23 protein-coding genes are annotated in these 23,066 nt (G+C 68.1%); 7 read left to right on the top strand and 16 right to left on the bottom strand.

The window, feature by feature from the left end:
• Positions 1-187: 187 nt before the first annotated feature.
• Positions 188-2,965 carry a helix-turn-helix transcriptional regulator gene (locus ACR2MZ_RS13610; RefSeq protein ID WP_434005584.1) on the bottom strand — a complete coding sequence of 926 codons (2,778 nt, stop codon included), beginning with the start codon at positions 2,963-2,965 and terminating at the stop codon, positions 188-190.
• Between the two features lie 157 nt (positions 2,966-3,122).
• On the opposite strand from ACR2MZ_RS13610, the gene ACR2MZ_RS13605 reads away from it, so the two are divergent.
• On the top strand, positions 3,123-3,632 hold the full coding sequence (locus tag ACR2MZ_RS13605; protein ID WP_434005583.1) for a GrpB family protein: 510 nt from the start codon (positions 3,123-3,125) through the stop codon (positions 3,630-3,632).
• Between the two features lie 132 nt (positions 3,633-3,764).
• Here ACR2MZ_RS13605 and ACR2MZ_RS13600 read toward each other — a convergent pair whose 3' ends face one another.
• Genes ACR2MZ_RS13600 through pdxS form a run of 6 tightly spaced genes read right to left on the bottom strand, consistent with a single transcriptional unit; the run spans position 3,765 to position 8,714 of the window.
• On the bottom strand, positions 3,765-4,094 hold the full coding sequence (locus ACR2MZ_RS13600) for a cyclic-di-AMP receptor (protein ID WP_434005582.1): 330 nt from the start codon (positions 4,092-4,094) through the stop codon (positions 3,765-3,767).
• Positions 4,091-4,675 (bottom strand): dTMP kinase, encoded by a 585-nt coding sequence (gene tmk, locus ACR2MZ_RS13595; protein ID WP_434005588.1) that lies wholly within the window; start codon positions 4,673-4,675, stop codon positions 4,091-4,093. The genes ACR2MZ_RS13600 and tmk overlap by 4 nt, the downstream gene beginning before the upstream one ends.
• Before the next feature lie 11 nt (positions 4,676-4,686).
• Positions 4,687-6,234, bottom strand: a complete 1,548-nt coding sequence (locus ACR2MZ_RS13590) for a R3H domain-containing nucleic acid-binding protein (protein WP_434005587.1) — start codon at positions 6,232-6,234, stop codon at positions 4,687-4,689.
• Between the two features lie 19 nt (positions 6,235-6,253).
• On the bottom strand, positions 6,254-7,198 hold the full coding sequence (locus tag ACR2MZ_RS13585) for a GNAT family N-acetyltransferase (protein WP_434005581.1): 945 nt from the start codon (positions 7,196-7,198) through the stop codon (positions 6,254-6,256).
• Positions 7,195-7,788, bottom strand: a complete 594-nt coding sequence (pdxT, locus tag ACR2MZ_RS13580; RefSeq protein ID WP_434005586.1) for a pyridoxal 5'-phosphate synthase glutaminase subunit PdxT — start codon at positions 7,786-7,788, stop codon at positions 7,195-7,197. Before pdxT ends, ACR2MZ_RS13585 begins: the two co-directional genes overlap by 4 nt.
• 17 nt (positions 7,789-7,805) lie before the next feature.
• Positions 7,806-8,714, bottom strand: coding sequence for a pyridoxal 5'-phosphate synthase lyase subunit PdxS (gene pdxS, locus ACR2MZ_RS13575; RefSeq protein ID WP_434005580.1), 909 nt, complete (start codon positions 8,712-8,714; stop codon positions 7,806-7,808).
• A gap of 234 nt (positions 8,715-8,948) precedes the next feature.
• Between pdxS and ACR2MZ_RS13570 the strand changes: the two genes are divergently transcribed.
• Positions 8,949-10,523, top strand: coding sequence for an ABC transporter substrate-binding protein (locus ACR2MZ_RS13570; protein ID WP_434005579.1), 1,575 nt, complete (start codon positions 8,949-8,951; stop codon positions 10,521-10,523).
• A gap of 12 nt (positions 10,524-10,535) precedes the next feature.
• Here the strand turns inward: ACR2MZ_RS13570 and ACR2MZ_RS13565 are convergent, their stop codons facing one another.
• Genes ACR2MZ_RS13565 through ACR2MZ_RS13545 form a run of 5 tightly spaced genes read right to left on the bottom strand, consistent with a single transcriptional unit; the run spans position 10,536 to position 15,574 of the window.
• A complete protein-coding gene (locus ACR2MZ_RS13565; RefSeq protein WP_434005578.1) occupies positions 10,536-11,402 on the bottom strand; it encodes a DNA-methyltransferase in 867 nt (288 codons plus the stop codon).
• Positions 11,403-12,446, bottom strand: a complete 1,044-nt coding sequence (locus ACR2MZ_RS13560) for an ABC transporter ATP-binding protein (protein ID WP_434005577.1) — start codon at positions 12,444-12,446, stop codon at positions 11,403-11,405.
• A complete protein-coding gene (locus tag ACR2MZ_RS13555) occupies positions 12,443-13,456 on the bottom strand; it encodes an ABC transporter ATP-binding protein (protein ID WP_434005576.1) in 1,014 nt (337 codons plus the stop codon). Before ACR2MZ_RS13555 ends, ACR2MZ_RS13560 begins: the two co-directional genes overlap by 4 nt.
• Before the next feature lie 9 nt (positions 13,457-13,465).
• A complete protein-coding gene (locus ACR2MZ_RS13550) occupies positions 13,466-14,584 on the bottom strand; it encodes a glycerate kinase (RefSeq protein WP_434005575.1) in 1,119 nt (372 codons plus the stop codon).
• A gap of 24 nt (positions 14,585-14,608) precedes the next feature.
• Positions 14,609-15,574: a branched-chain amino acid transaminase gene (locus tag ACR2MZ_RS13545; RefSeq protein WP_434005574.1), complete on the bottom strand. Its 966-nt coding sequence runs from the start codon at positions 15,572-15,574 to the stop codon at positions 14,609-14,611.
• Positions 15,575-15,676: 102 nt separating this feature from the next.
• On the opposite strand from ACR2MZ_RS13545, the gene ACR2MZ_RS13540 reads away from it, so the two are divergent.
• From ACR2MZ_RS13540 to ACR2MZ_RS13520, 5 genes are all read left to right on the top strand, one after another.
• Complete coding sequence (locus ACR2MZ_RS13540; protein ID WP_434005573.1) at positions 15,677-16,042, top strand: hypothetical protein; 366 nt, start codon at positions 15,677-15,679, stop codon at positions 16,040-16,042.
• 7 nt (positions 16,043-16,049) lie between these two features.
• The gene (locus ACR2MZ_RS13535; protein ID WP_434005572.1) at positions 16,050-16,544 is read left to right on the top strand and encodes a YajQ family cyclic di-GMP-binding protein; all 495 of its coding nucleotides are present in this window, start codon (positions 16,050-16,052) and stop codon (positions 16,542-16,544) included.
• 344 nt (positions 16,545-16,888) lie between these two features.
• Positions 16,889-18,487 (top strand): ABC-F family ATP-binding cassette domain-containing protein, encoded by a 1,599-nt coding sequence (locus ACR2MZ_RS13530; RefSeq protein WP_434005571.1) that lies wholly within the window; start codon positions 16,889-16,891, stop codon positions 18,485-18,487.
• Positions 18,488-18,494: 7 nt separating this feature from the next.
• The gene (locus tag ACR2MZ_RS13525) at positions 18,495-19,205 is read left to right on the top strand and encodes a 1-(5-phosphoribosyl)-5-[(5-phosphoribosylamino)methylideneamino]imidazole-4-carboxamide isomerase (RefSeq protein ID WP_434005570.1); all 711 of its coding nucleotides are present in this window, start codon (positions 18,495-18,497) and stop codon (positions 19,203-19,205) included.
• 62 nt (positions 19,206-19,267) lie between these two features.
• Positions 19,268-19,711, top strand: coding sequence for a hypothetical protein (locus tag ACR2MZ_RS13520; RefSeq protein ID WP_434005569.1), 444 nt, complete (start codon positions 19,268-19,270; stop codon positions 19,709-19,711).
• 21 nt (positions 19,712-19,732) lie between these two features.
• Here the strand turns inward: ACR2MZ_RS13520 and ACR2MZ_RS13515 are convergent, their stop codons facing one another.
• From ACR2MZ_RS13515 to ACR2MZ_RS13500, 4 genes are read right to left on the bottom strand one after another with little or no spacing between them, the layout of a single operon-like run.
• Positions 19,733-20,248, bottom strand: a complete 516-nt coding sequence (locus ACR2MZ_RS13515) for a DinB family protein (protein ID WP_434005568.1) — start codon at positions 20,246-20,248, stop codon at positions 19,733-19,735.
• Between the two features lie 13 nt (positions 20,249-20,261).
• Positions 20,262-21,194, bottom strand: coding sequence for an HpcH/HpaI aldolase/citrate lyase family protein (locus ACR2MZ_RS13510; RefSeq protein WP_434005585.1), 933 nt, complete (start codon positions 21,192-21,194; stop codon positions 20,262-20,264).
• Positions 21,181-21,633, bottom strand: coding sequence for an SRPBCC family protein (locus ACR2MZ_RS13505; RefSeq protein WP_434005567.1), 453 nt, complete (start codon positions 21,631-21,633; stop codon positions 21,181-21,183). Before ACR2MZ_RS13505 ends, ACR2MZ_RS13510 begins: the two co-directional genes overlap by 14 nt.
• Positions 21,634-21,688: 55 nt before the next feature.
• Entirely contained in the window at positions 21,689-22,858 is a 1,170-nt protein-coding gene (locus ACR2MZ_RS13500) for a WD40/YVTN/BNR-like repeat-containing protein (RefSeq protein ID WP_434005566.1), read from the bottom strand.
• Positions 22,859-23,066 lie beyond the last annotated feature (208 nt).

Below are 23,066 nucleotides of genomic sequence, written 5' to 3'. Positions count from 1 at the left end.
CCCCGTCTGCGCCCGAACCGTGCTGTGCTCCGCCTCGATGATAAGCAAGCCCCCCCCACCCGGTTGGCCGGATCGCCGGCTGCAGCACCCGCCCGCCCCCACCACCCCCGGCCGATCCCCCCCGGCGGCGCCGCCCGGGCAGCCGAACTCATCGCCCAGCTGATCTGACAGCGGCGGCAGGCCCGGATCAGGCGAGGTGGAGACGGACCAACTCGTCTTGCAGCTGCTCGCGAGACCGGACCCGCAGCTTGCCGTACACGTTGCGGAGGTGGTACTCGACTGTCTTGGGGCTCAAGAACAGCTTCGCCGCAGTCTCCCGTGTGGTGCGGCCCGCACCGAGGGCAAGTGCGATCTGCAGCTCCTGTGGGGTGAGCAGATCCCGACTGCTGTCGTCCCGTGTGCGTGCAGTCTCACCGGTCGCGCGGAGCTCGACGCGTGCTCGCTCGGCCCAGGGGCCCGCGCCCAGCCGCTCGAAGGTCGCCAGAGCAGAGCGCAGGTGATCGCGGGCGATAGTCCGGCGCCGGGCGCGCCGAAGCCGCTCGCCGTAGTAGAGCTCGGTCCTCGCCCGCTCGAAGGTATCCGGCGTTCGGGCATGGTGATCCAGGGCCGCGTCGAAGGCGGATTCGAACCCGGTCTCGTCCGCGATCATTCCCCGACACCGAAAGGCTCGCGCCAGCGACCAAGGTTGGCCCTTGTCCGCGGCCAGTAGGACATAGCCGGCTGCGGCGGTGCGCGCCTCCTCGGACCTTCCCAGCCGCATGTAGGCGTCGACGATCTCGGGTGCCGGGTCCAGGTCGGCGTCCCCGATCTGGAGCTCGTCGAGCAAGGTCCGGCAGGCCAGCAGGTGCTCCCGGGCCGCGTCCACCGCCCCCCGGCCGAGCTCCAAGTCGGCCAGCGCCAGAAATGTCCAGGACCTGTAGAAGCCGAGACCCAGCCGCGTCGTCAGCTCGATCGACTCGCTCGCGTGAAGCGCGCACGCCTCCTCGCGTCCCTCCCGAGCATCGAGCCACGCGAGCCCCGCGAGCCCGGCGCCGACGACCACCGTCTCGCCGGTCTCCCGAGCGAGCCGAATCGCCTCTTCGTACTGCGCTCGAGCCAGCGGCCAGCGGTCGGTCGTCGCCGCATCGCGGCCGAGAAAATGCAGGATCTGAGGCAGGGCAGCTGCTGGAGCCCGGGTTCGGGCCTCGTCGACGGCCCGCTCGATGAGGTCGCGACCGGACTCGGCCTCGCGGAGGAACAAAGCTGCAATCGCCGCCCAGACCAACACGAGCGGCTCTTCCCCGGCCGCCTCCCAGCCGGGGAAGACCTGGAGCGCGCGGCGGAGTACCGCCACCCCCTCCGCGCCACGACCGGCCAGCACGGCCGCTGCGCCGAATGCGGCTCGGGCCACGAAGCTGGCGGGCCCGGCGGCATCGCCGGCGAGGCGCATGGCCTGCTCGGAGGCGGCCATGAACTCCTCGGGCCGGCCGGCGTAGTGGCTGCCGAGCGCCGCCTCGCCGAGCGTCAGGGCAGCCCCGCCGGCATCCGCCTCGGCCTGTACCTCGGCCACCCGCCGCAGCAGCTGGTACCCCTCCGCAATGTGACCTCGCCTAAGTGCGATACGCCCTTGGAGACGCTCGAGATCGAGCCAGCGGGCGGTTGGCAGCAGGTCCGGGCGCCCGTCCTGGAGAAGGTCGGCGGCTCGGTCCACCCGTCCGGCGAGCCACGCCGCCTCGGCCGCCTGAAGCAGCCGCGTGGCCTGCAGCTCGGGGACCTGGGTGAGCCGGCCCGAGCGCTCGAAGGCACTGGCGGCCGAAGCGAACGCACCGCGTTCGCGCGCTCGGCGACCGGCCGCGTCCAGGGCCTCGCTCGCATCCTCGTCGGGGCCGGCTGCAGCCTCCGCCAGGTGCCATGCTCGGTGATCCTCGTGCTTGGGACCAATCAGGACGTCCGCCAGCGCGCGGTGGGCCGCGCGCCGCTGCGAAGGCCGGGCGGCGTTGTAGACCGCCGCTCTCGCCAGAGGATGGCGGAACTCGATCAGGCCGCCGCGTCGAGCCACCAGGCCCCACGCGAGCTCCGCCTCCTCGACGGCATCCAGCCCGACCCCACATCGAAGCGCCGCCCGTCGGATGGTGTCGATCTCCGCCGGCTCTGCGGCCGCGGCGACCACCAGCGCCAGGCGAGCGCTCTCGGAGACATCGTCCGCGCGCCGCAGGAACTCGCGTTCGAGAGTGGTTGTCACCGGCAGCGGCACGCTGTTAGGCACATCTTCGAGCTGCTCCCGCTGGCCGGCGAGCTCTCTCAGAGCCAGTGGATTGCCGGCTGTCGTGCGAAACACCCGGTCAGCCAGCTCCGACGTGAGCGGAGCGCGCGCCGCGCTCTGCAGAAGGGCCACTCCGGCGGCCTGATCGAGCCCGGCGAGCTGAAGCTCCGGCAGTCCAGCCTCCAGCAGCGGCGAGCCTTGCTCCTCCCTCAACGCGATCAACACCGCTACCGGGTCGGCGAGCAGGCGGCGGGCGGCAAAGGCCAAAGCCTCGGCTGAGGAGCGGTCCAGCCAATGGGCGTCGTCGACCAGCACGAGGACAGCCGCGTCATCGGCGTGCGCACAGAGCAGACTCAGCGTCGCCGCTCCGATCAGGAGCCGATCCACCTCGCCGCGCTCACCGAGCGCGAGCGCAGCACGTAGCACGGCAGCGTGGTTGGCGGGGAGTCGCTGGAGCGTGCCGAAGGCCGGACGCAGCAGGGCGTGGAGACCTGCGAACGCGACGTCCGCCTCGAACTGTACCCCACGCGAGGTGAGCACCTGCATTCCTCGCGCGTTGGCCTGGGCATGATCGAGCAGCGCGGTCTTCCCGATCCCTGCCTCCCCTCGCACCACCAGGCAGCCGCTCGCACCCACCCGGGCATCCGCCAGCAGCCGATCGATCTTCGCCATCTCCCGCTCGCGCCCGAGAAGGCGGCGCACGTCCGTTCGCGCTCCATCCATTGCAAATGCAGTCTGGCCCTAATGCAAGCCCCCCCAGTCCTCAGAGGCGAAGACCGATCGGAGCTCGGCCATGTGATCAGTCACTCTTGGCAACGCTAAGGCCAACCCGATACAGCGCCTCACCGCCCAGTCTTCAATCGATGATTAGGCTCTGACCGTGCCGATCGCCATAGTTGATTACGACCCCGAGTGGCCTCGTCGATACGAAGCTGAGGCTAAACGCCTTCGCGCCAAGCTGGGACCGGTAGCACTTCGGCTGGAGCACGTTGGCTCTACCGCTGTGCCTGGCCTCAGGGCGAAGGATATCGTCGACATCCAGCTCTCCGTGGCGGCGCTCGAACCGATGCAGCCCTATCGCGCGCCGCTCGAGCGGCTGGCCTACGAGTACGTCGTGACCGAGCCCGAAGATCACCGGTTTTTCCGGCTGGAGCGAGCCGGCCGGCGGCTCTTCCACCTCCACGTCTGTCAGGCGGAGGGTGAGTGGGAGCGGCGCCACATCGTGTTCCGCGACCACCTGCGCAGCCATCCCGAAGCGGCAGCCGCCTACGAGCGGCACAAGCTGGAGCTGGCGCCCCATTTCGACATCGCGAATGACTACGCCGAAGCCAAGGACCCCTTCATCCGGCGCCTGGAACGGGAGATCGGCGGATCGCAGATGGTCGAGTAAGAACTGGTTAGTTAGCTCACTCCGCGTACCAATCCGACAGTGAGGCTGCACCGCGTGGATAGGCGGTGGATTGGAAGACGACGAGCCAGTCGAAGTCCGCGAAGCTTTCGGCGGTGAGTTGAGAGCAGGCAGCTAGAGCCGCTGGAACGCCTCCACGTTCAATACGAAGATCGTGGCCCCGCCAACCTGCACCTCGACCGGATAGGGCATGAACATCTCTCCCGCCTCGACCATGGGCGGACTCGGCGTGAGATAGCGATTGCGCTCGCGGCAGTTCTCCCTGATGACCTGCAGGACCTGGTCGAGGCGCGACTCGTCGACGCCTGTCAGCAGCGTTACGTTGCCCTGCTGCAGGAACCCCCCGGTCGACTGCAGGCGCGTCACCGAGATCCCACTTGAGGACAGAGCGCGGACGCAGGCGGCAGCGTCCTCCCCCTGCACGATGGCGCAGACGAGCTTCACCGAGCGCTGACCGAGAGTTCCCTGACGGCAGCCAGAACCGCGGAGTGAATCACGTCTTGAGGCAGCGTCGCGTCCAGCCGCCGAAAGCGCTCCGGCTCGCGGCGGGCGAGATCCTCGTAAGCGCCGACCACACGGGCGTGGAAGGCAGCATCCTCGCTCTCCAGCCGGTCGGGCTTCCGACCGTGGCCGAGCGCGCGCTGCAAGCCAAGCTCAGGCGGGAGCTGAAGCAGGAAGGTCAGATCGGGGCGGGGGAAGCTCTCTGGCCACCACGTCGCGCAGCCCCGGCCGCCCCCCTGGTAGGCGAGCGTGGAGTCGTGATAGCGGTCCGCGATGACTGTTCGCCCGGCTGCCAGCGCCGGCCTGACCACCTTCTCCAACAGCTCTGCCCGGGCGGCCATGAAGAGCAGCATCTCCGCCTCGGCGGCCATGGGCGCAGAGTGCAGCAAGAGCCGCCTGATCTCCTCCCCCAGTGGAGTCCCGCCCGGCTCCCTGGCGAGAAGGCTCGCATCTTGACCCAGGGCGTCGCGAAGCAGCGCAGCCTGCGTGGACTTACCGGCTCCCTCAGAGCCTTCGAACGTCACCAACGCCGCCACTACTCCGCGTCCGGCGCCGGGAGTATACGCAGCCGCCGCTGAGGCTCCTTGCCAGTGCTGCGGGCTGTCAGGTCGTTCTCGCTCACCATCTGGTGCTGGAGACGCCGGACGTACGCGTTCTGAGGCGTCAGCTCGATGGCCCTTAGGTTGGCGCGCACATTGCGGATGGCCTGCGACGTCTCATCCAACGCCTTCTGCACGCCACCATCCTGCGCTTCAGCCGCATAGATGCGGGTCAGCACATCCTTGACCTGGGTCACAGAATTGCTGCGCAGGATGTGCACAGGCACCCCTGAGCCCTCGGCCTGACGCAGTATGTCCGGCCGCCGGCGGTAGTAGTTCTTGAGCGTCAGGACGAGATCGGCGCCGTCCAGGTTGCCCAGCACTCGCACAGGCAGCTCCAGATCGCGGATCGACTGCTCCAGGTAGAGGCGCGAGACCCCGTAGGGGAAGATCGCGCGGGGTTTGCGCGCCGCTTGGCCGTTCCCGTTCTTGGCCGCAGCTGGCTGGACGGGCTCCGCCTCCACGCTGGAGATGACGCGGCCTTCCCGCGTCCGCATCCTGATCCGGGGCGCCGCCATGACCCCCCGCAGGGCGGCGTCCACCACGTCAGCCAGCGGCTGGTGAACCGCCACCCGCTCGCGATCCTGGATCTCGATCAGGACGTCGAAAGTGGGCCGCGCCTTGCGCTCCAACACTGTCTTCTGGGTGCCACGGCGGCGCGCCTCCTCGTCGGAGAGCGTGACGCTCTGGATGCCACCGAGCAGGTCGTTCAGCGTCGGGTTGACGAGCAGGTTCTCCAGCGTCTGGCCGTGCGCTGTCGCGATCAGCTGGACACCTCGCTCGGCGATCGTGCGCGCGGCAGCAGCCTCCAGCTCGGTGCCGATCTCGTCGATGACTATGACCTCCGGCATGTGATTCTCCACCGCCTCGATCATCACGGCGTGCTGCTGGAGCGGTGTGCGGACCTGCATCCGGCGGGCCCGGCCGATGCCGGGATGCGGGATGTCGCCATCGCCGCCTATCTCGTTGGAGGTGTCGACGATGACCACCCTCTTGCGCTGCTCGTCAGCGACCAGGCGGGCGGATTCCCGCAGCATCGTCGTCTTGCCGATGCCAGGCCGGCCGAGCAGCAGGACGCTCTGGCCGGACTCGACCAGGTCGCGGAAGATGGCTGCGGTGCCCGTTACTGCCCGACCGGCCCGGCAGGTGACGCCGACTATGCGACCCGAGCGGTTGCGGATGGCGGAGACCCTGTGCAGAGTGCGCTCGATGCCTGCCCGGTTGTCTGCGCCGAACTGGCCCACATGGGCGGCGATGTAGTCGAGGTCGGCGGCCGTGACCGGCTGCTGGGAGAGCAGGATCTCGCGGCCGGGCACCCTTGCCTCTGGCTCCCGGCCCAGGTCCAGGACGATCTCCAGCAGCTGGGTCGGGTCGGTGCGCTCATGCAGCGCCTCGTACAGGTGTGGGGGCAGGGACTGGGCGAGGAGTTCGATCTCCTCCGGCCAGCTGCCCGGGTTGTCGTGCAGTTGAGTCTCAGGACGCAGGTTCTTCAGACTTCCTCCACTAGCCGTAGGCGGGATTGAGGGCGGGGGCCAGCTGCCTCTGCTCGGCCGGGACGGTCAATGTCACCTCTCGCACGAGCAGCGCCTGGCTCAGCAAGAGGCTGAAGCCGCGCCCGCGGAGGGCGTCGATCATGTCCGAATCATAGTGACGGAGGCTGGACCAGGCCGGCTCTCCGCTGGCGGTAGTGATGGCGTGATCGGCAAGCTCGTCGGCCAGACCTGCCTCGGGCAGCGCCATGAACGAGAGGGTGTGGGGCCGGCCCTGGGAGCTCTTCTGGACCCGGTACCAGCCAACTATCTCCATTCGTTCCAGCACCTCCTGCTGGCCGGGGTCGCTGCGGAGCGACTTCCAGTCCTTGTAGGAAGGCGCTTCCAGGTGAGCGACGCCCATTGGCGTCACTTTGCGGTAGAGGTGGTAGAGCGCGCGCGAGTCGCGACCCCTGACCGAGCGCAGCCCTGGCGGCACTTCGGCCGAACGAGCTTGGGGGCGCTCCGCATAGAGGACCGACTCGGTGGCGTACTGGCGAAAGCCCTGGCCGCGGAAGATCGGCAGCAGCATGTCATCCAGCGGAACTCGGACAAACAGGCGGTGAGCGCCGAACTTGCCGGCCTGCTGGCAGAGGTACTCGATCAACCCCCTCGCCACCAGGCCCTCGTCCGCCGACTCGGCCACGCAGAGGTTCAAGACCTGCAGCGAGCCGACTTTGGCGGGCAGGACAAGTGTCGCCGGCCGCCCCGACGCCTGCACGAAACCGGCCACCTTGCCGTCGACCTCAGCCACGTAGATGACAGTCTCCTGCGAGAGGGGCAGGAAAGCTGAGAAGGTCTGGCTCACCAGCGCCCAGAGGCGGGCTGGCGGCGGCACCGAGGAGAACCGGGCTTCAGCCTCGCGGTGAATCTGCTCGATGCGGTTCAGGTCTGGCAACTTCGCCTGCCTGAGCTTCATGACTTTCCACCTCCCTGCACCAGCTTCAGGAACTCACGATGCAGGCGCAGATCGCCCGACAGCTCAGGGTGGAAGCTGAGCGCCATGATCCGTCCCTGGCGCACCGCCACCGGCCTGCCCTCGTGTTCAGCCAGGACATCGGCCGAGCCCGCCTCCAAGACCAGGGGGGCTCGGATGAAGACGCCCGGAAACCGGCTGTCCAGGCCCTCCACTTGCAGCTCCGCCTCGAAGCTGTCGACCTGGCGGCCGTAGCCGTTGCGCTGGACGACGATGTCCAGCGCTGCCAGCCCGCGCTGGTCGGCGCGACCGTCTGTGACGTCGCGCGCCAGGAGGATCATGCCGGCGCAGGTGCCGAGAGTCGGCAGCCCGCGCCCGACGGCGTCCCGGAGAGCATCCATCAGGCCCACCCGCTCCAAGAGGATCTGCATGGTGGTGCTCTCGCCACCGGGAATCACGAGGCCGTCGAGCCCGGCCAGGTCGGCTGGGGCGCGCACGGCGCGAACCTCGGCACCGCAGCTCGCGAGCGCCCGCAGGTGCTCTCGGAACGCGCCCTGCAAGGCCAGCACCCCGATCAGCGGCGGGGCCGGCATCGGGTCGGGGCTGAGGCTCACCAACCGCGGCCGGCGAGCAGCTCCTCCCGCGGAATCGAGGCCATCTCGAGACCCCGCATGGGCTCGCCCAATCCGGCCGAGATATCGGCCAGCTTCTCAGGGTCGTCGTGGTACGTGGTGGCCGTCACTATCGCCTTGGCGGTGCGGGCAGGATCCTCGGCTTTGAAGATGCCCGAGCCGACGAAGACGCCGTCAGCGCCCAGCTCCATCATCCAGGCCGCGTCAGCAGGCGTGGCGATGCCGCCCGCGACAAAGGTGACGACCGGCAGCCGGCCCAGCTCCTGCACCTGACGCAGCAGGTCGACGGGAGCGCCGATCAGCTTCGCCTCATGCACCATCTCGGCTGGGTTGAGGCCTGCCAGGTGCCGGATCTGGGCGGCCACGGCGCTCAGATGCCGCTTGGCTTCGACTATGTTGCCGGTGCCCGCCTCGCCCTTGGTGCGGATCATCGCCGCACCCTCGGCGATGCGCCGAAGCGCCTCACCCAGGTCGCGGCAGCCGCATACGAAGGGGACTGTGAAGGCGTGCTTGTCGATGTGGTTCTCGTCATCGGCGGGCGTCAGAACCTCTGACTCATCGATGTAGTCCACGCCCAGCGCCTGCAGGACCTGGGCTTCGACGGTGTGGCCGATCCGGCACTTGGCCATGACCGGGATGGTGACCGCCGCCATGATCGAGCGGATAAGTGCGGGATCCGACATGCGCGCGACGCCGCCGTCGCGGCGGATGTCGGCGGGAACGCGCTCGAGCGCCATCACCGCGCACGCACCCGCGTCCTCGGCGATCCGAGCGTGCTCGGCGTTGACCACGTCCATGATCACGCCGCCCTTCAACATCTCGGCATGGCCTGCCTTGACCTTGAACCCGCCCTTCAGCACATTGGACCTTCCGTTGCTCGCCGCCATCAGAATTGAATTCTACTAGTGGGATGTCCGGGAATTAGCTCGACAAGGCGCGGAGGCCGCCGAGGGCAAGCGGGGTCCCCGCGAAGTCGGAGACTTCGTGGGGTGGAAGTAAGGAGTGGCGCCGAGGAGGATCGCATTGGGAGATGCGTGACGACGAGCGCCGGGCCCCCTGACGCCGCCATCGGTGGGAATGGGCCGATGGATTGTCGAGCGGCTTCCCGGTCATCCCACTGGGTGACTAGACGGGCCTCCCAACTCCTCGCGCTGGTGTTGTTCGTGGCCGCCTGCTCACAGGGGGAAACGCCGGCGCCGGCCGCGGCAGTCGACCGCTACCATGCTCAACCGGCCTATCAGAAGGGTGGCACCGCGCTGCTGGCGGACTACGAGTACCCGGCCACCCTGAATCCGATGACTGCGCGGACTGATGTGGAACTGCGGCTGGCCCAGCTCTCCTTTGCCAGGCTCTGGGGCCTGGACGACCAGCTGCGACCCTATCCCGATCTCGCCCGTCGAGTACCTACCGAGCAGAACGGCGGCGTCCAGCTGGGCGGAAGCGGTGCCATGACAGTCACTATCGAGCTCGTGCCGGGGCTGCGTTGGAGCGATGGCCAGCCGATTGGCGCTGACGACGTGCTGCTGGGCTGGCAGGCACTTCAGAAGCAGGCGGGGAGGCAGCTGCCGGACGGCGCCGCGCTGAGCAAGCAGTCGGACTCGAAGCTGACGTGGAGTTTCAGTGAGGTCTACGCGCCCTACCTGGCCCTGGGTGCGGAGCTCTTCCCGCTGCCGGCTCACCGGCTGCCGGGCACATCGGGGGATGCGTTCTTCGCGCGGCCCGACGTCACCTCAGGGCCCTTCGCCCCGGCTGCGGCCGTGCCCGGCCAGCGCCTCGACTGGCTGCGAAATCCTCATTACGCCGACGGGCGCTCAGAGCGAGGCGCGTATCCGGCAGGAGATGGCCCTTTCACGCATCAGGCTTGGCTGGACGGTGTGAGCTTTAGGACGGTGCCAAGCCGCCAGGCCCTGCTCGACCAGGCCCAGGCCGGCGGCGCCGATCTCATCTCGCACCTGACCGCTCCAGACTTGGCGGCCCTGCGCCTGGTGCCGGGCCAGGCGATAGCGGCCAGCGCGGCTGAGCGCATGGAGTTCCTGCGACCGCTGGGGACACTTCGCGACGACCGGCAGCTGCTCGATGCGCTTTCACTGGCGCTGGACCGGGAGCAGCTGGTGCACGACTCGCAGGCCGGCTACGGCAAGCCGGCCAGCGGTCCCTTTCCCTCCGCCCTGACAGCCGCCGGTGCCATCGGTGGCTCGCGCCCCGACCCAGCCGCGGCGCGGCGGGCGCTGGCCGGCCGGACGGTCACTGTCACTGTGCTGGCGCTTTGTGAGGACGCCAGTGGCGGCTTGACGCAGGGCTCGCTCGCTCGGCAGTGGGCGCCGATGGGAGTGACCGTCAGGGCCACCTGCCGACCTCGTGATCAGTTCCTGGCCGCGCTCCAGGGAACCGAGCCATTGCTGGCTCTCTACTCGGACGATCCCGGCTCCGACCCGTCAGACTGGGCCCCCCTCGCCTGCCCCGACCGTGCGCTGCAGGAAAGCCTCACGGTCGGTCGCACGTCGCTCGATCCAGCCGCCCGCCGGCGAGCGTTCCAGGCTGCGGCCCAGCGCTGGGTGGGCATCCGCTGCACCCTGCCGCTCTACGAGCCAGAGCGCCTGAGCCAGGTCTCAGCCCGGCTGCACAACTTCGCACCCAGCCCGGGCAGCGGGCTGGGGACGTGGAACGCCGCGGATTGGTGGCTGCAGGCCGGATAGGAGCAGCTTGACTCAAACCGGCCGGTTGACGAAGACCGTTTCTCCACCCGCGCCGCCCAACCGCTCCCGGATAACCTCGATGGCCTCGGGATTGCTGTCGACGAGCACGAAGTGGCGGCCAAGCTGTGCGGCGACCGCACCGAGAGTGCCGCTGCCCGCGAAGAGGTCGAGCGTCCAGTCTCCCGGCTCCGTGCTGGCCTGCACCATGCGGCGGACGATCGCCTCCGGCTTCTGCGTGGCATACCCGGTCTTCTCGCGACCGGTGGGCGAGACTATCGTGTGCCACCAAACGTCGGTGGGCAGCTTGCCCCGAGCGGCCTTGTCGGGAGTCACGAGTCCCGGCGCCATGTACTGCTCGCGCTCCACCGCCTCAGCGTTGAAGAAGTAGCGGCTGGGATCTTTGACGTAGACCAGGATGGTGTCGTGCTTGGGCGGCCATCTCTTGGTCGGACGGGCGCCGTAGTCGTAGGCCCAGATGATCTCATTCAGGAAGCAATCGGAGCCGAAGAGAGCGTCCAGCAGGACCTTGGCGTAGTGAACCTCGCGGTAGTCGAGATGCAGGTAGAGAGTGCCGTCCTCAGCCAGCAGCCGCCGCGCCTCTTGCAGCCTCGGCTCCAGGAATCCCCAGTAGTCGGCGAAGGAGTCGCTGTAGGCGAAGATAGCGCCCTTCACAGTCTCGTAGGTCTGGCCCTTGAAGCCGATCCGGCGGCCGCTGACAGACCGCGTGGTGCTCAGCCCCTGTCGGCGCTGCACGCGCCCGGTGTTGAAGGGCGGATCGAGATAGATCAGCCGAAAGGCTCCTCCCGGCAAGCGCACCGAGACGGCTAGGTTGTCACCTTCGACGACCAAATTGGGGCCGTCCGGTCGCCAGTCAAGCACTCAGGCGGTGGCCACCGCCTCGTGGTTGGTTGGGAAGGGGGTGCCGGCGAAGTGGCAGGCGGCCAGGTGCCCGCTCTCATGCTCCGCCAGCGGCGGCTCCTGCTCGGCACAGATCTCCTGTGCCAGCGGGCAGCGAGTCCGGAAGCGGCAGCCGGAAGGAGGATTGATGGGGCTGGGCACGTCGCCATGGAGGACTATCCGCTGTCGCTTCTGGCCGGGGATGGGGACCGGGATCGCTGAGAGCAACGCGACCGTGTAGGGGTGCAGCGGCCGGCGGTAGAGATCTGCGGCCTGCGCCAGCTCCACCACCTTGCCCAGGTACATCACGGCTATCCGATCCGAGATGTAGCCGACGACCGCCAGATTGTGGGCGACGAAGAGATAGGTGAGGTTGAACTCGCGTTTCAACTCCACCAGCAGGTTCAGCACCTGCGACTGGATGGAGACGTCCAGCGCCGAGACCGGCTCGTCCGCCACCACCAGCTTTGGCCTCAGCACCAGAGCGCGCGCGATGCCTATGCGCTGGCGCTGCCCGCCGGAGAATTCGTGAGGATGGCGCCCCGCGGCCTCCGGCCGCAGGCCCACCCGCTCCAGCACCTCCTGGACGCGGTCCTCGCGCTGGCGCCCGCGGTCGATGCCATGAGCTTGAAGTCCCTCGCCGATGATCTGCCGCACTGTCATCCGGGGATCGAGAGAGCCGACAGGATCCTGAAAGATGAGCTGCATGTCTCGGCGCTTCGCCTTGAGCGCCCCGCCCCGCAGCTTCATCAGATCCTGCCCCTCGAACTGAATCGAACCGGCGGTCGGCTCGACCAGCCTCAGCAGGCTCCGGCCGAGGGTCGACTTGCCGCAGCCCGACTCACCCACCAACCCGAGCGTTTCGCCCGGCATGATGCTGAGATCGACCCCGTCGACCGCGTGGACCTGGCCGACGACCGACTGCAGGATGCCGCGCCGGACCGGGAAGTGGGTTTTCAGCTCCCGCGCCTCCAGCAGCGGCCCGGTCGAGCCTGGCGCGCCAGCCGAAGTGGGAGAAGTGCTCATGCGTGAACGCCGACGGCAGGCCGCTGTCCGCTCTCGCAGAGCCAGCAGGCCGACTGCTGCTCGCCGGCGGCGAGGAGTGGCGGATCCTCCTCCAAACAGCGGTCGAAGGTGTAGTCGCAGCGGGAAGCGAAGCGACAGCCTCGCGGCCAGTTGAGCGGGCTCGGAACCATCCCCCGGATCACCCTGAGAGGCTCGGCCTGGGTCATGCCGAGGATGGGGATTGAGTGCAGGAGCGCCTCTGTGTAGGGATGCTGCGGTGACTCGAAGACTTCCTTCACAGGCCCTCGCTCCACCACCCTCCCGGCGTACATGACGGCGACCTCGTCGGCCATCTCCGCCACCACGCCCAGGTCGTGGGTGATCAGCAGGATGGCCATGTCGAGCCGCTGGCGAAGCTCCTTCATCAGCTCCAGGATCTGCGCCTGGATGGTCACATCCAGAGCCGTCGTCGGCTCGTCGGCGATCAGCAGCTTGGGCTCACAGGCGAGGGCCATCGCGATCATCACGCGCTGGCGCATGCCGCCCGAGAGCTGGTGCGGATAGTCCCCCAACCGCCGCTCGGGGGCTGGAATGCCGACCAGCTGCAGCATCTCGATTATCCGCTCCCTGACCTGCCTGTCGCTCATCTGGTGCCGGTGCAGCTTCAGCGTTTCGCCGATCTGGTCGCCGATCCTGTAGACCGGGTTGAGCGAGGTCATCGGCTCCTGAAAGATCATCGAGATCTCGTTGCCGCGGATGCTCTGCAGGGTGCCCTCGCCGGCGGTCAGCAGGTTAAGTCCCTGGAAGGCTATGCGGCTGCCCTTCAAGATCTCGCCGCGACCGTCGATGAGGCCCATGATCGAGAGTGAGGTCACGCTCTTGCCGGAGCCCGACTCGCCCACCAAACAGAGGGTCTGCCCGGCGTCCAGGCTGAGATCCACACCGTCCACAGCCCGCATCAGGCCCGAACGCGTGTGGAAATACGTCCGCAGGTTCTCGACCCGGAGCAGCTCGGCGCCGGCGGTGCTCATGGCGAGAGATTAGCAGCCCAACAGGTGTCCAACCGCCCTCCGACCCGCCTGTTGAAGCAGCCGCTCGGCCTGCGCCAGAGCCTCGGCCAGCGGCATCTCGTCTGGGGTGCTCTTCTCCACCCAGGTGACCCCTTCCTGGCGGACCGCCTCCCAGCCCTCGCCCAGTTGACCGGCCACCAGCGCAACCGGCACTCCCGCCTTCCTGGCTCGCCGGGCGACTTCCACTGGGCCTTTTCCGTTGACGCTCTGACCGTCGACGCGGCCCTCACCCGTCAGGACTGCCGCCGCTCCGGCGAGACCGGCGTCGAGTCCGGCCGCTTCGATAATGAGAGGGGCGCCAGGTGTCAGCCTGGCAGCCAGGAAGTGTCGCAGCCCGGCTCCGGTGCCGCCGGCTGCACCAGCGCCTGGCAGCTCGGCCACCTCCTGGCCGATGATCTCAGCGAAACGGCCCAGCGCTCTGTCAAGCTCTCTCACCATCTGCGGCGTGGCGCCCTTCTGGGGACCGTAGACGGCACTGGCTCCGCGCGGGCCGCAGAGCGGATTGCTGACGTCCACCGCCACCATCACTTCGACGCTGCGCCAGCGGGGATCGACGCCTGACGCGTCGATCCGCTCCAGCCGGGCAAGGGCAGCGCCGCCCCGAGGCAGGTCCCGGCCTGCACTGTCAAATAGACGAAAACCCAGAGCCTGGGCCATGCCGGCGCCACCATCGTTGGTGGCCGAGCCGCCGATGCCGGCGATGATGCGCTTCACGCCCCGCTCCCGCGCGGCCTCCAGCAGCTGGCCGAAGCCATACGTGGAAGCGTGGAGCGGATCCAGCCGGTCGCTGGCCAGAAGGGGCAGCCCGCTGGCCGCGGCCAGCTCGAGCACGGCTGTTCGACCATCCTCGATGAGCCCGTAAACGGCTGTCACCGGATCGCCCAGCGGGCCCTCCACGGTGGCGCTGGCCAGAGTGCCGCCGCGGGCGGAGACCAGCGCTTCCACAGTGCCCTCGCCGCCGTCAGCGACGGGGATCTGGACCACCTCCGCATCCGCGAGCGCGGCTCGCACGCCGGCGGCCAGGGCGCGGGCCGCGGCCGGGGCTCCCAGGGAGCCCTTGAAGGGGTTGGGCGCGACGACGACCTTCATCGCCGTCCAGCGCAGGTGTCTGTCTTAGTAGACCGGGATTGTCCAGTCCCGGTATTTGCTGGTCTCGCCTCGCACCGCGTCGAAGTACAGTGCCTGAATCTCCTGGCTGAACTCGCCCACCTTGCCGTTGCCAACTCGGCGGTGATCAACCTCTATCACCGGCGAGATCTGGGCTCCGGTCCCGCAGAGCAGCAGCTCCTCGCAGGTGTAGAGCTCGGTCCGGTCGATGCTGCGCTCGACAACGGGGACGCCCAGCTCATCGCGAATCATGTTGATCACGAGTCGCCGGGTGATGCCCTCCAGGATGTCGTCGGTTACGGGTGGGGTCACCCAGACACCATCCTTGTACAGAAAGAGGTTTTCAGCCGAGCCCTCCGAGACATGGCCGTCGGCGGTGAGCACGATGGCCTCGTCGAAGCCGGCTTCCAGAGCTTCGGACTTGGCCAGCGCGGAGTTCACGTAGCCGCCGCTCGCTTTGGCTCGGGCCGGTAGAGCCGAGTCGCTGATGCGGCGCCAGCTGGAAACCATACAGCGGATTCCCGATTCGATCTCGACGTAGTTGCCCATCTCGGCCGTGTAGATGAGGAAGCCGTCGGCCAGGCCGTGAAGCTGCACGCCTATCTGCTCGACAGATTTGTAGAGCAGCGGCCGGATGTAAGCGTCGGTCCTGTAATCGTTGCGTCGGAGCAGGTCGAGTGTGATGTCGATCAGCTCTTCGGTCGAATACGGCAGCTCCATGCGCAGGATCTTGCCTGAGTTGCGGAGCCGGTCGTAATGGGCGGGGCCGTGGAGTAGGAACAGCTGCTCCTGCGTCTCATTCCAGTAGGCCCGGATGCCCTCGAAGCAAGCGGTGCCGTAGTGGAGGGCATGGGTGGCGATGCCTATGTGTGCGTCGTGATAACGCACCACCTCACCGTCATAGAAGACCCAGCTGTTGGGGTGTTCGGGACGGCTGGCAACTCGGCTCTTCAGTTCGATTTCCACAGTCATGCTGAAGCCGGATTGTAGGCCGCCCCAGGCCGATTTGACGGCCGCCGACGCCGAAGGACTGTCGGCCGCGGGTCGGATCGGCTATAACTCCATTTGGAACGCATGGCCACTCTCTATGAGATCATCGCCGAGCTGCGCCAGGCGCATCGCGGCCCGGCGGGCACGAGAACTCTCGACCTCGCGATGTCAGCCCTGGGCGATTCGAACGACAACCTGCGGCTGGCCTTGAGCCGGATCGACACCAACTCACTGCCCACAGGTGGTGGGGCGATCCTGCAGGAGCTCGCCCAGCGCGCCGATGCCGAGGGGGTGGCGGATCAGCTGGCGCCGATTTCGCTGGACGAGGAGCGCCGCAGCCGAGAAGGCGTCGACGGCTCGATGCTCGGGATCGCAGCGCTCCTCGGGCTGAGCGCGCTGATTCCTCTCCTATTGGTGGCGGTGGTGATAGTGCACGCCATCCGAGGCTAGGCGGGCAATGGCACAGGAGTTCTCCTTCGACGTGGTTTCCGATTACGACAAGCAGGAGTTGACCAACGCCCTGGATCAGGCGCGGCGGGAGCTGGCAACACGATTCGACTTCAAAGGCACCGACGCCCAGATCGAGCACAAAGGCGCCACGCTGGTGGTGGAGGCCTCCACGGAGGACCGGGCCCGGGCTGCCTTCCAGGTGCTGGTGGAGAAGGCGGTCCGGCGCAAGCTGTCGGCCAAGCTGTTCAAGGCCGGAGAGCCGAAGACTGTCGGCAAGGGCCGCGGCCAGATCGAGGTCACTCTCAACGCGGGGATCAGTGACGAGCTGGCCAAGTCACTGGCCAAGAAAGCGCGCGAGGTGGCACCGAAGGCGCAGGTCCGCATCCAGGGCGACCAGGTCCGGGTCACCTCCAAGGAAAAGAACTCGCTCCAAGCGGTGATCGCCAAGCTCCGGGACGACGAGTCGATCCCCGTCCCCCTCCAGTTCACCAACTACCGCTAGACGGGCAAGGGGAGGCGGGCCTCCCCTTCCGGATCCCCACCAGGTTTGTACGAAACCGCCGCCGCGCGGAGCCGCGGGCTTCAGGTGGGTAACCATTCGATTAAGGCCTTGCCGGCATCGGTTTCCGGCCGGGATGAACCCGGCCTATCGACCTTACGAGTAGCCGAATTGCGCGCCGGATCTCGATGGCATTCGGGCTCCGCTTTGGATTGACCGAGACTAACTGTGAGCAGCCCGTACAATTCTTCATCGATGTGACGCTCCTCTCGACCTGACGCGCCTGCCGTTCTGAGCGGCCCGTCCCGAATGAGCGCGTCCTTCTTCCACCCTTCAGGAGCTCACCGATGATCACCGTCAAAGACCTTGCCCTGCGCGCCGGCGCCAGGACCCTCTTGCAAGGCGCTTCGTTTCTCATCTCACCCGGCGACCGCATAGGTCTGGTCGGCCGCAATGGCGCCGGCAAGACCACGCTCGCCCGGGTCCTGGCCGGTCAGGCTCTGCCTGAGGCAGGGTCTGTCGCCAGCACCGGCACGGTCGGCTATCTGCCGCAGGGCCCGGGCGAGGCCGATCAGACAGCGGCCGCACGGGACCGCATCCTCTCCGGCCGCGGGCTGGACGGCGTGGTCCGCGACCTGCAGACGGCGCAACTGGCCATGGCCGGCAGCGGTGGCAGAGACCACCTTCCGTTGCTGGAGCGCTACTCCAACTTCGAGGACCGCTTCCAAGCGCTGGGCGGCTACGCCGCAGAAGCGGAGGCCGCAACCATCGCCGCCAGTCTGGCTCTTCCCGAACGGGTACTCAATCTCCCGCTGGCGGCTCTCTCTGGCGGCCAGAGGCGCCGGATCGAGCTGGCGCGCATCCTCTTCAGCGGCGCTGAGACCCTGCTCCTGGACGAACCCACCAACCACCTCGACGCCGATTCCATCGCTTGGCTGCGAGATTTCCTGAAGGGCAGCAAAGGAGGGTGGGTGGTGATCAGCCACGACGTCTCCCTGTTGGAGGCGACAGTCAACCGCGTCTTCCATCTGGACGCTACCCGGACGCATTTGGACATCTACAATTTCGGCTGGCGAGCCTACACTGAGCAGCGCGTGGCTGACGACCGCCGCCGAGTCCGCGAGCGCCAGAACGCGGAAAAGAAGGCCAGCGCGCTCCACGCCCAGGCCGATCGCATGCGCTACAAGGCGACCAAGGCGAGGGCGGCCCAGAACATGGACAGGCGCGCCGACCGCCTGCTCTCGGGCCTGGCGGAGGTGCGGCGCAGCGACCGGGTCGCCAAGCTCCGCTTTCCGGAGCCGGCGCCGTGCGGACGGACGCCGCTCACGGCTCACGGTCTGAGCAAGCGCTTCGGCGACCTTCAGGTGCTGCGCGACATCGAGCTGGAGGTGGAGCGCGCCTCCCGCACTGTGATCCTCGGTCTCAACGGCGCCGGCAAGACCACCCTGCTGCGGCTGCTGGCCGGCTTGGAGAAGCCGGACCTGGGAGAGGTCAAGGCAGGCCACGGCCTGAAGCTGGGCTACTACGCCCAGGAGCATGAAACGCTTGATCCCCGGCGCAGCGTGCTCGCCAACATGCGGGCGGCCGCGCCGGACCGGGAGCTGCCCCAGCTTCGCGGCATCCTCGGCTCGTTCCTGTTCTCGAACGAGGCGGTGGAGCAGGAGGTGGGCACGCTGTCCGGCGGCGAGAAGACACGGCTGGCTCTGGCGACCCTGGTCTCCTCGGGCGCCAACGTCCTCCTGCTGGACGAGCCGACCAATAACCTGGACCCCGCCAGCCGGGCGGAGATCCTCAAGGCGCTGGCGAGCTATCGGGGGGCTGTGCTGCTGGTGACGCACGACGAGGGAGCTGTTGAAGCGCTCCAGCCAGAGCGCGTGCTGATGCTGCCCGAAGGCAGTCTTGACTATTGGGATTCCAGCTTCAGCGAGCTGGTCGCCCTGGCCTAGGGCCCAAATGCTTGTCATCCCCGCGCTCGATCTCCGCGCCGGCAGGGTGGTGCGCCTCATCAAAGGGGACTTCGCGCGGGAGACCGGCTACGCGACGGACGCTCTGGTTCAGGCGCAGCGGTATGCGGAGGCGGGCGCCCGCCGCCTGCACGTGGTGGACCTGGATGGCGCGCGCGGCTCGGGCGACAACCGGAAGCTGATCGAGCGACTCATCCGAGAGCTGGACTTGGAGGTTCAGGTGGCCGGCGGCATCCGCTCCCTGGAAGGCGCCACCAGGTGGCTGGAGGCCGGGGCTGCCGCGGTGGTGCTGGGAACAGTGGCGGTCAAGGAGCCTGAGCGGCTGAATGAAGTCGCCGCCCAGCTGCCCGGCCGAGTCCTGGCCGCCCTGGATGCGCGGGCGGGCCGCCCGGCCGTGACCGGGTGGTCGGAGCTGACTCATCTCAGCCTGGCCGAGGTGCTGGCGGGCTGGGCGGGGGCGCCGCTGGCCGGCGTCGTAGTCACCAGCATCGATCGCGACGGCACCCTGGCCGGTCCGGACCTCGATCTGCTCGCTGCAGCGCGGAGCAGCGGCAGCCACCCGATCACCTATTCCGGTGGGATTTCCTCGCTGGACGATGTCGCGGCGGTCGCTGCGGCCGGAGCGGCCGGGGTCATTCTGGGCAAGTCGCTGCTTGAAGGCCACGTCGACCTCCGGGAGGCTTTGAGCAGCCCCAGATAGGCTGGCGCGCTCAGCCCGATTCGGGTATTGGCGCAGCGGTCGGTTCGAAGTAATCTGTTGCTGTGCTGGAGGTGGTCGTCGGCCTGCTGGCCGCGCTGCTCATCTTGACAGGAGTCCTGGTGATGGCTGGGCCCAACCTCAGGCGTGGCCTGCAGCTCCGGCGGCACCTGCCGCGCCCGGGCCCGCTGCGGGCCAAGAAGCCGAGTGAGCCGGGGACGGAACTGCACCCGACCATGGCGAAAGCCCTGAAAGCGGCGGATCGAGCAGCGACGCTGCTCGCCGACAACCGGCAGGAGCGCCAGGCCGCGGCATTGAGACAGGCTGCGCAGCGAGCGCTCGTGCGCGAAGCTGACGGGATCTATGCGCTGCAAGCCGTGCTGCGGCGGATCCGCTCAGTACAGCTCACTGATAGCGATGACCAGCGCCTGTTCGCCGGTCTGGTTCGTCAGGCCACGGCCCACCTGAACGACCGCGCTGAGCAGTTGGAGCTGCTGCCCCGCCGCTAGAAGGCCCCGGGCTCGCTCATCTCAGCCGCCGTCGTCGATCGTCGCCAGGCTCCGGCGCCAGCCGCCCGACCCCTGAACGAAGGGCTGCGCCAGAGCCCGTTCGGCCTGCATGGTGTGGTTCAGGTCGTGGGCGGCAAACTCGTGCAGGAGGTTGCCGAGCGTGACCGGGCCGTACTCCTCGTGCTGTGCTCGGCGGCCCAGATCCTCCTCGCGGACCTGGCCCAGCAGCCTCAGGTTCTCTCGCCGCAGCTCGGCAAACTGCTCGGCCATCTGGCCGACATCGCTCACCGACGCCATGTCGACGGCGGCGTCGGGGTCAATGCGCTTCAAATGTGTCTCTCCGGCAAGAAAGCCGTGGATTCGACCGGAGTAACCTGACTCCGCCTGGACCAAGTGCTGAAGACAGTCCGCAGCGGACCACTCGCTGGGCTGCGGTCGTCGCTGCAGCAGCTCGGCAGGCAGCGATTGGCACAGCGCGCGCCAGCGTTCAGGCGTGGCCTGGAGCACGGCTTCGACCTGGCTGATCAGGCTGTCCATCGACTCGCTGCTGTCACGTCCCTTCCTCCAAACCAGCCGCCCGGCCGCGTTCGACCATCACCTGCGCCAGCTTGCGCGATGCTTCGTCGATCATCTCGTCGCCCAGCATCACGGCGCCCCTGCTCTCGGCGTCAGTCGCCTGTCGATAGGCCTCGACGATCTCCAGCGCGCGTCGGAAGTCGGCCGGGCTCGGCGCGTAGACCTCGTTCAGGACCTCGATCTGGGCGGGGTTGAGCGCCCACTTGCCGTCGTAGCCGAGGGCGGCGGAGCGAGCGGCGAACCGGCGCAGGCCGGCCAGGTCGCGAACCTGTACGTAAGGCCCGTCGATCGCCTGCAGGCCGTGCGCGCGGGCGGCGACCAGCACCGTGGCATGGAAATGGTGCCAGAAATCGCCCGGATAATCGTCCCTCAGGTCGCCCGATCGCAGAGAGGGCAGGCGAAGGTCCGCGGCCAGGTCCACCGGCCCGAAGATCAGCGTCTCAGTGCGGTCGCTGGCGGCCGCCATCCGGCTGGCGTTCTCCAGACCGCGCGCCGTCTCGAGCTGGAGTTCCAGGCCGATCCGCCGGCTGAGCCCGAGCTTCGCCTCCAGCTGATTCAGCAGGTGGTGGACGAAGTGGACGTGGTCCTGGTCCTCGACCTTGGGGACGACCAGGCAGTCCAGCCGCTCTCCCGCACCCTCCACGACCTCGCGGACGTCGTCGCCGCACCACCGGGTGGTGACGTCGTTGATACGAACGCCCCGCACCTTTGATTCGAACGCGTACTGGTTCAGAGCCGAGACCACCAGCTCGCGGGCTTCTTCCTTGGCGCTGGGCGCGACAGCGTCCTCCAGGTCCAGGAAGATCATGTCCGCCGCCGACTGATCGGCCTTGGCGTGAAAGCGCGGGTTGCTGCCAGGCACCGCCAGGCAGGAGCGGCGGGGGCGGCGCTGGCTAGCGGGCGGCAGCTGTGCGCCTCTCGATGTAGCTCTTGAGTGAGCTGAGCGCCTCTCGCAGGTTGGTCTCCAGCTGCGACTTGAAGACACCGCCGGCGAAGCGAAGCAGTCCTGAGAGCTGGGCATCCATCTCAAAGCGCAGCAGAGTGCCCGCACCGCTCTTGGCGTAGCTGTAGGCGAAGCTGCCCTTGACGGGTCCTTCCACGATGGGGCCCGCGCACAGCTCCGGCGGCTGCCAGGTCTGGTTCTGCAGCACCAGTGCCTGCTGGCTCCCGCCCACGGTCAGCTCAAAGCGGATCAGCGAGCCGGGGCCGGCGGGCTTTCCGTCCATGGTGGCCGCGCTCATGCGTCCCTGCGACCATTCTTTCGTGGCGGCCAAATCCTCCTGCACGACGTGCCACACCTTGTCGGGAGTAGCGCGGATCTCGATCTCCTCACTCACGCGCGGCATGGCGTGATTATCCAGCAACGCGCCGAGTCAGGCAGCCGGCCGGGTCGAGCTCCCACTAGATCGGCGGGGCGACGCCGCTCCAGTGCCGGCCGCCGTCAACGGTTCTGAACAGCCGGACGCCCAATGGGTAGTGTGCCGCGCACCAAGCGGTGCTGGCGATGACCGGGGTCACATCCGCACATTCGGCGCCAGCCGGCATGGCCTTGCGGTTCCACGTGCGGCCGGAATCTGCGGTAGTGTACATGATTTGGCCGACCACGAGCCAGCCATTGCGGGCGTCGCTGAAGTGGGGCGGTTGCCAGTCCGGGCCCGCGCCCGCGTTCGGGCTCGGTGTCTCCGGAGTGTGGACCAATGGCTGCCACGTCCTTCCGCCGTCGCTCGAGGCAGCCACCCACATCTCTACCCCACGCGGCACCTGACCGCTGGAACCTTCAAAGGTCAGCGTCACCAAGCCGCCCGGCGAGACAATTGCCTGTCCCAGGGACACACTGCCGGCGGGCGGAAGCTCCAGACTCTCCGGCTGCCAGGAGTCGCCGCCGTCATGGCTGGCGTAGAGCTGGCTCCCAACCTGCACCCAGCCGTCCTGAGCGCTGGCAAACAGCGGTGATCCCGAAGCCGGTTGCGGCAGCCCGTTCAGCGCTCCGTTCGGGAATTTCTGCCAGTTTTGGCCACCGTCGGCAGTGCGATAGAGATCGACGGTCGGCACACTGGCCGGGGAGGCCTGTGTCACCCAGGCCACCCAGGCATGCTCCGGGTCGCTGAACTCGACGTTCACGTAGTAACCGCCAAGAGAGGGCAGATGAAGCGGCTGCCAGGAGCGGCCGCCATCTTTGGTCGCCAGCGCACGTGCTCCCAGGGCGTCTCCCCAGATTCGAAGGACACCTCTGCGGGCGTCGAAGAACTTGAGCCCAACGGCGTTGGCGTTCCCCAGTGGAGCAGTGAAGTTGTTCTGCCAATGCCGCCCGGCATCGCGAGTGTGGAAGAGGGCGCTGTGGTTGGGACCCTCGCTGAAGACGAGCCAACCCTCGTCGGCCGAGAACCACTGCATGTCGCTGGGGACGACGAAGTGGCCGGCCAGGGTGGTGGCTGCGGGCGCCGGCGCGGCCGGCTGGGCGAAGGGCCGCAGGTAGACGATGCCGCCGACCAGCACCAGCGCAAGCCCGATGGCGATCAGGCCCGCAGCTCGGCGCCCGCGTCCCTGGCTGACGCCCTCGACGTCGTCCACCGCACTCACGATGCTAAGCGCGCCGCTCTGGTTCAGCACACGATGCGCTGGGTTGCCGGCTCTGGGCAGCCCGCTCTAGATTGAACAGCTTCCGAGATAACGCGACAGGTGGACCTCATCGGGGGCGCATCTTCCTAGCACCATAGATCGACTCTGCCGGCGTCTTGCCGGCGCTTCGTCGTCCGGTGTGGGCACGCTCGTAGTTGTA

The organism is Candidatus Dormiibacter sp., from assembly GCF_050999135.1.
Taxonomy (GTDB): domain Bacteria; phylum Chloroflexota; class Dormibacteria; order Dormibacterales; family Dormibacteraceae; genus Dormiibacter; species Dormiibacter spiritus.
This window is presented reverse-complemented; position numbering and strand designations above follow the sequence as displayed.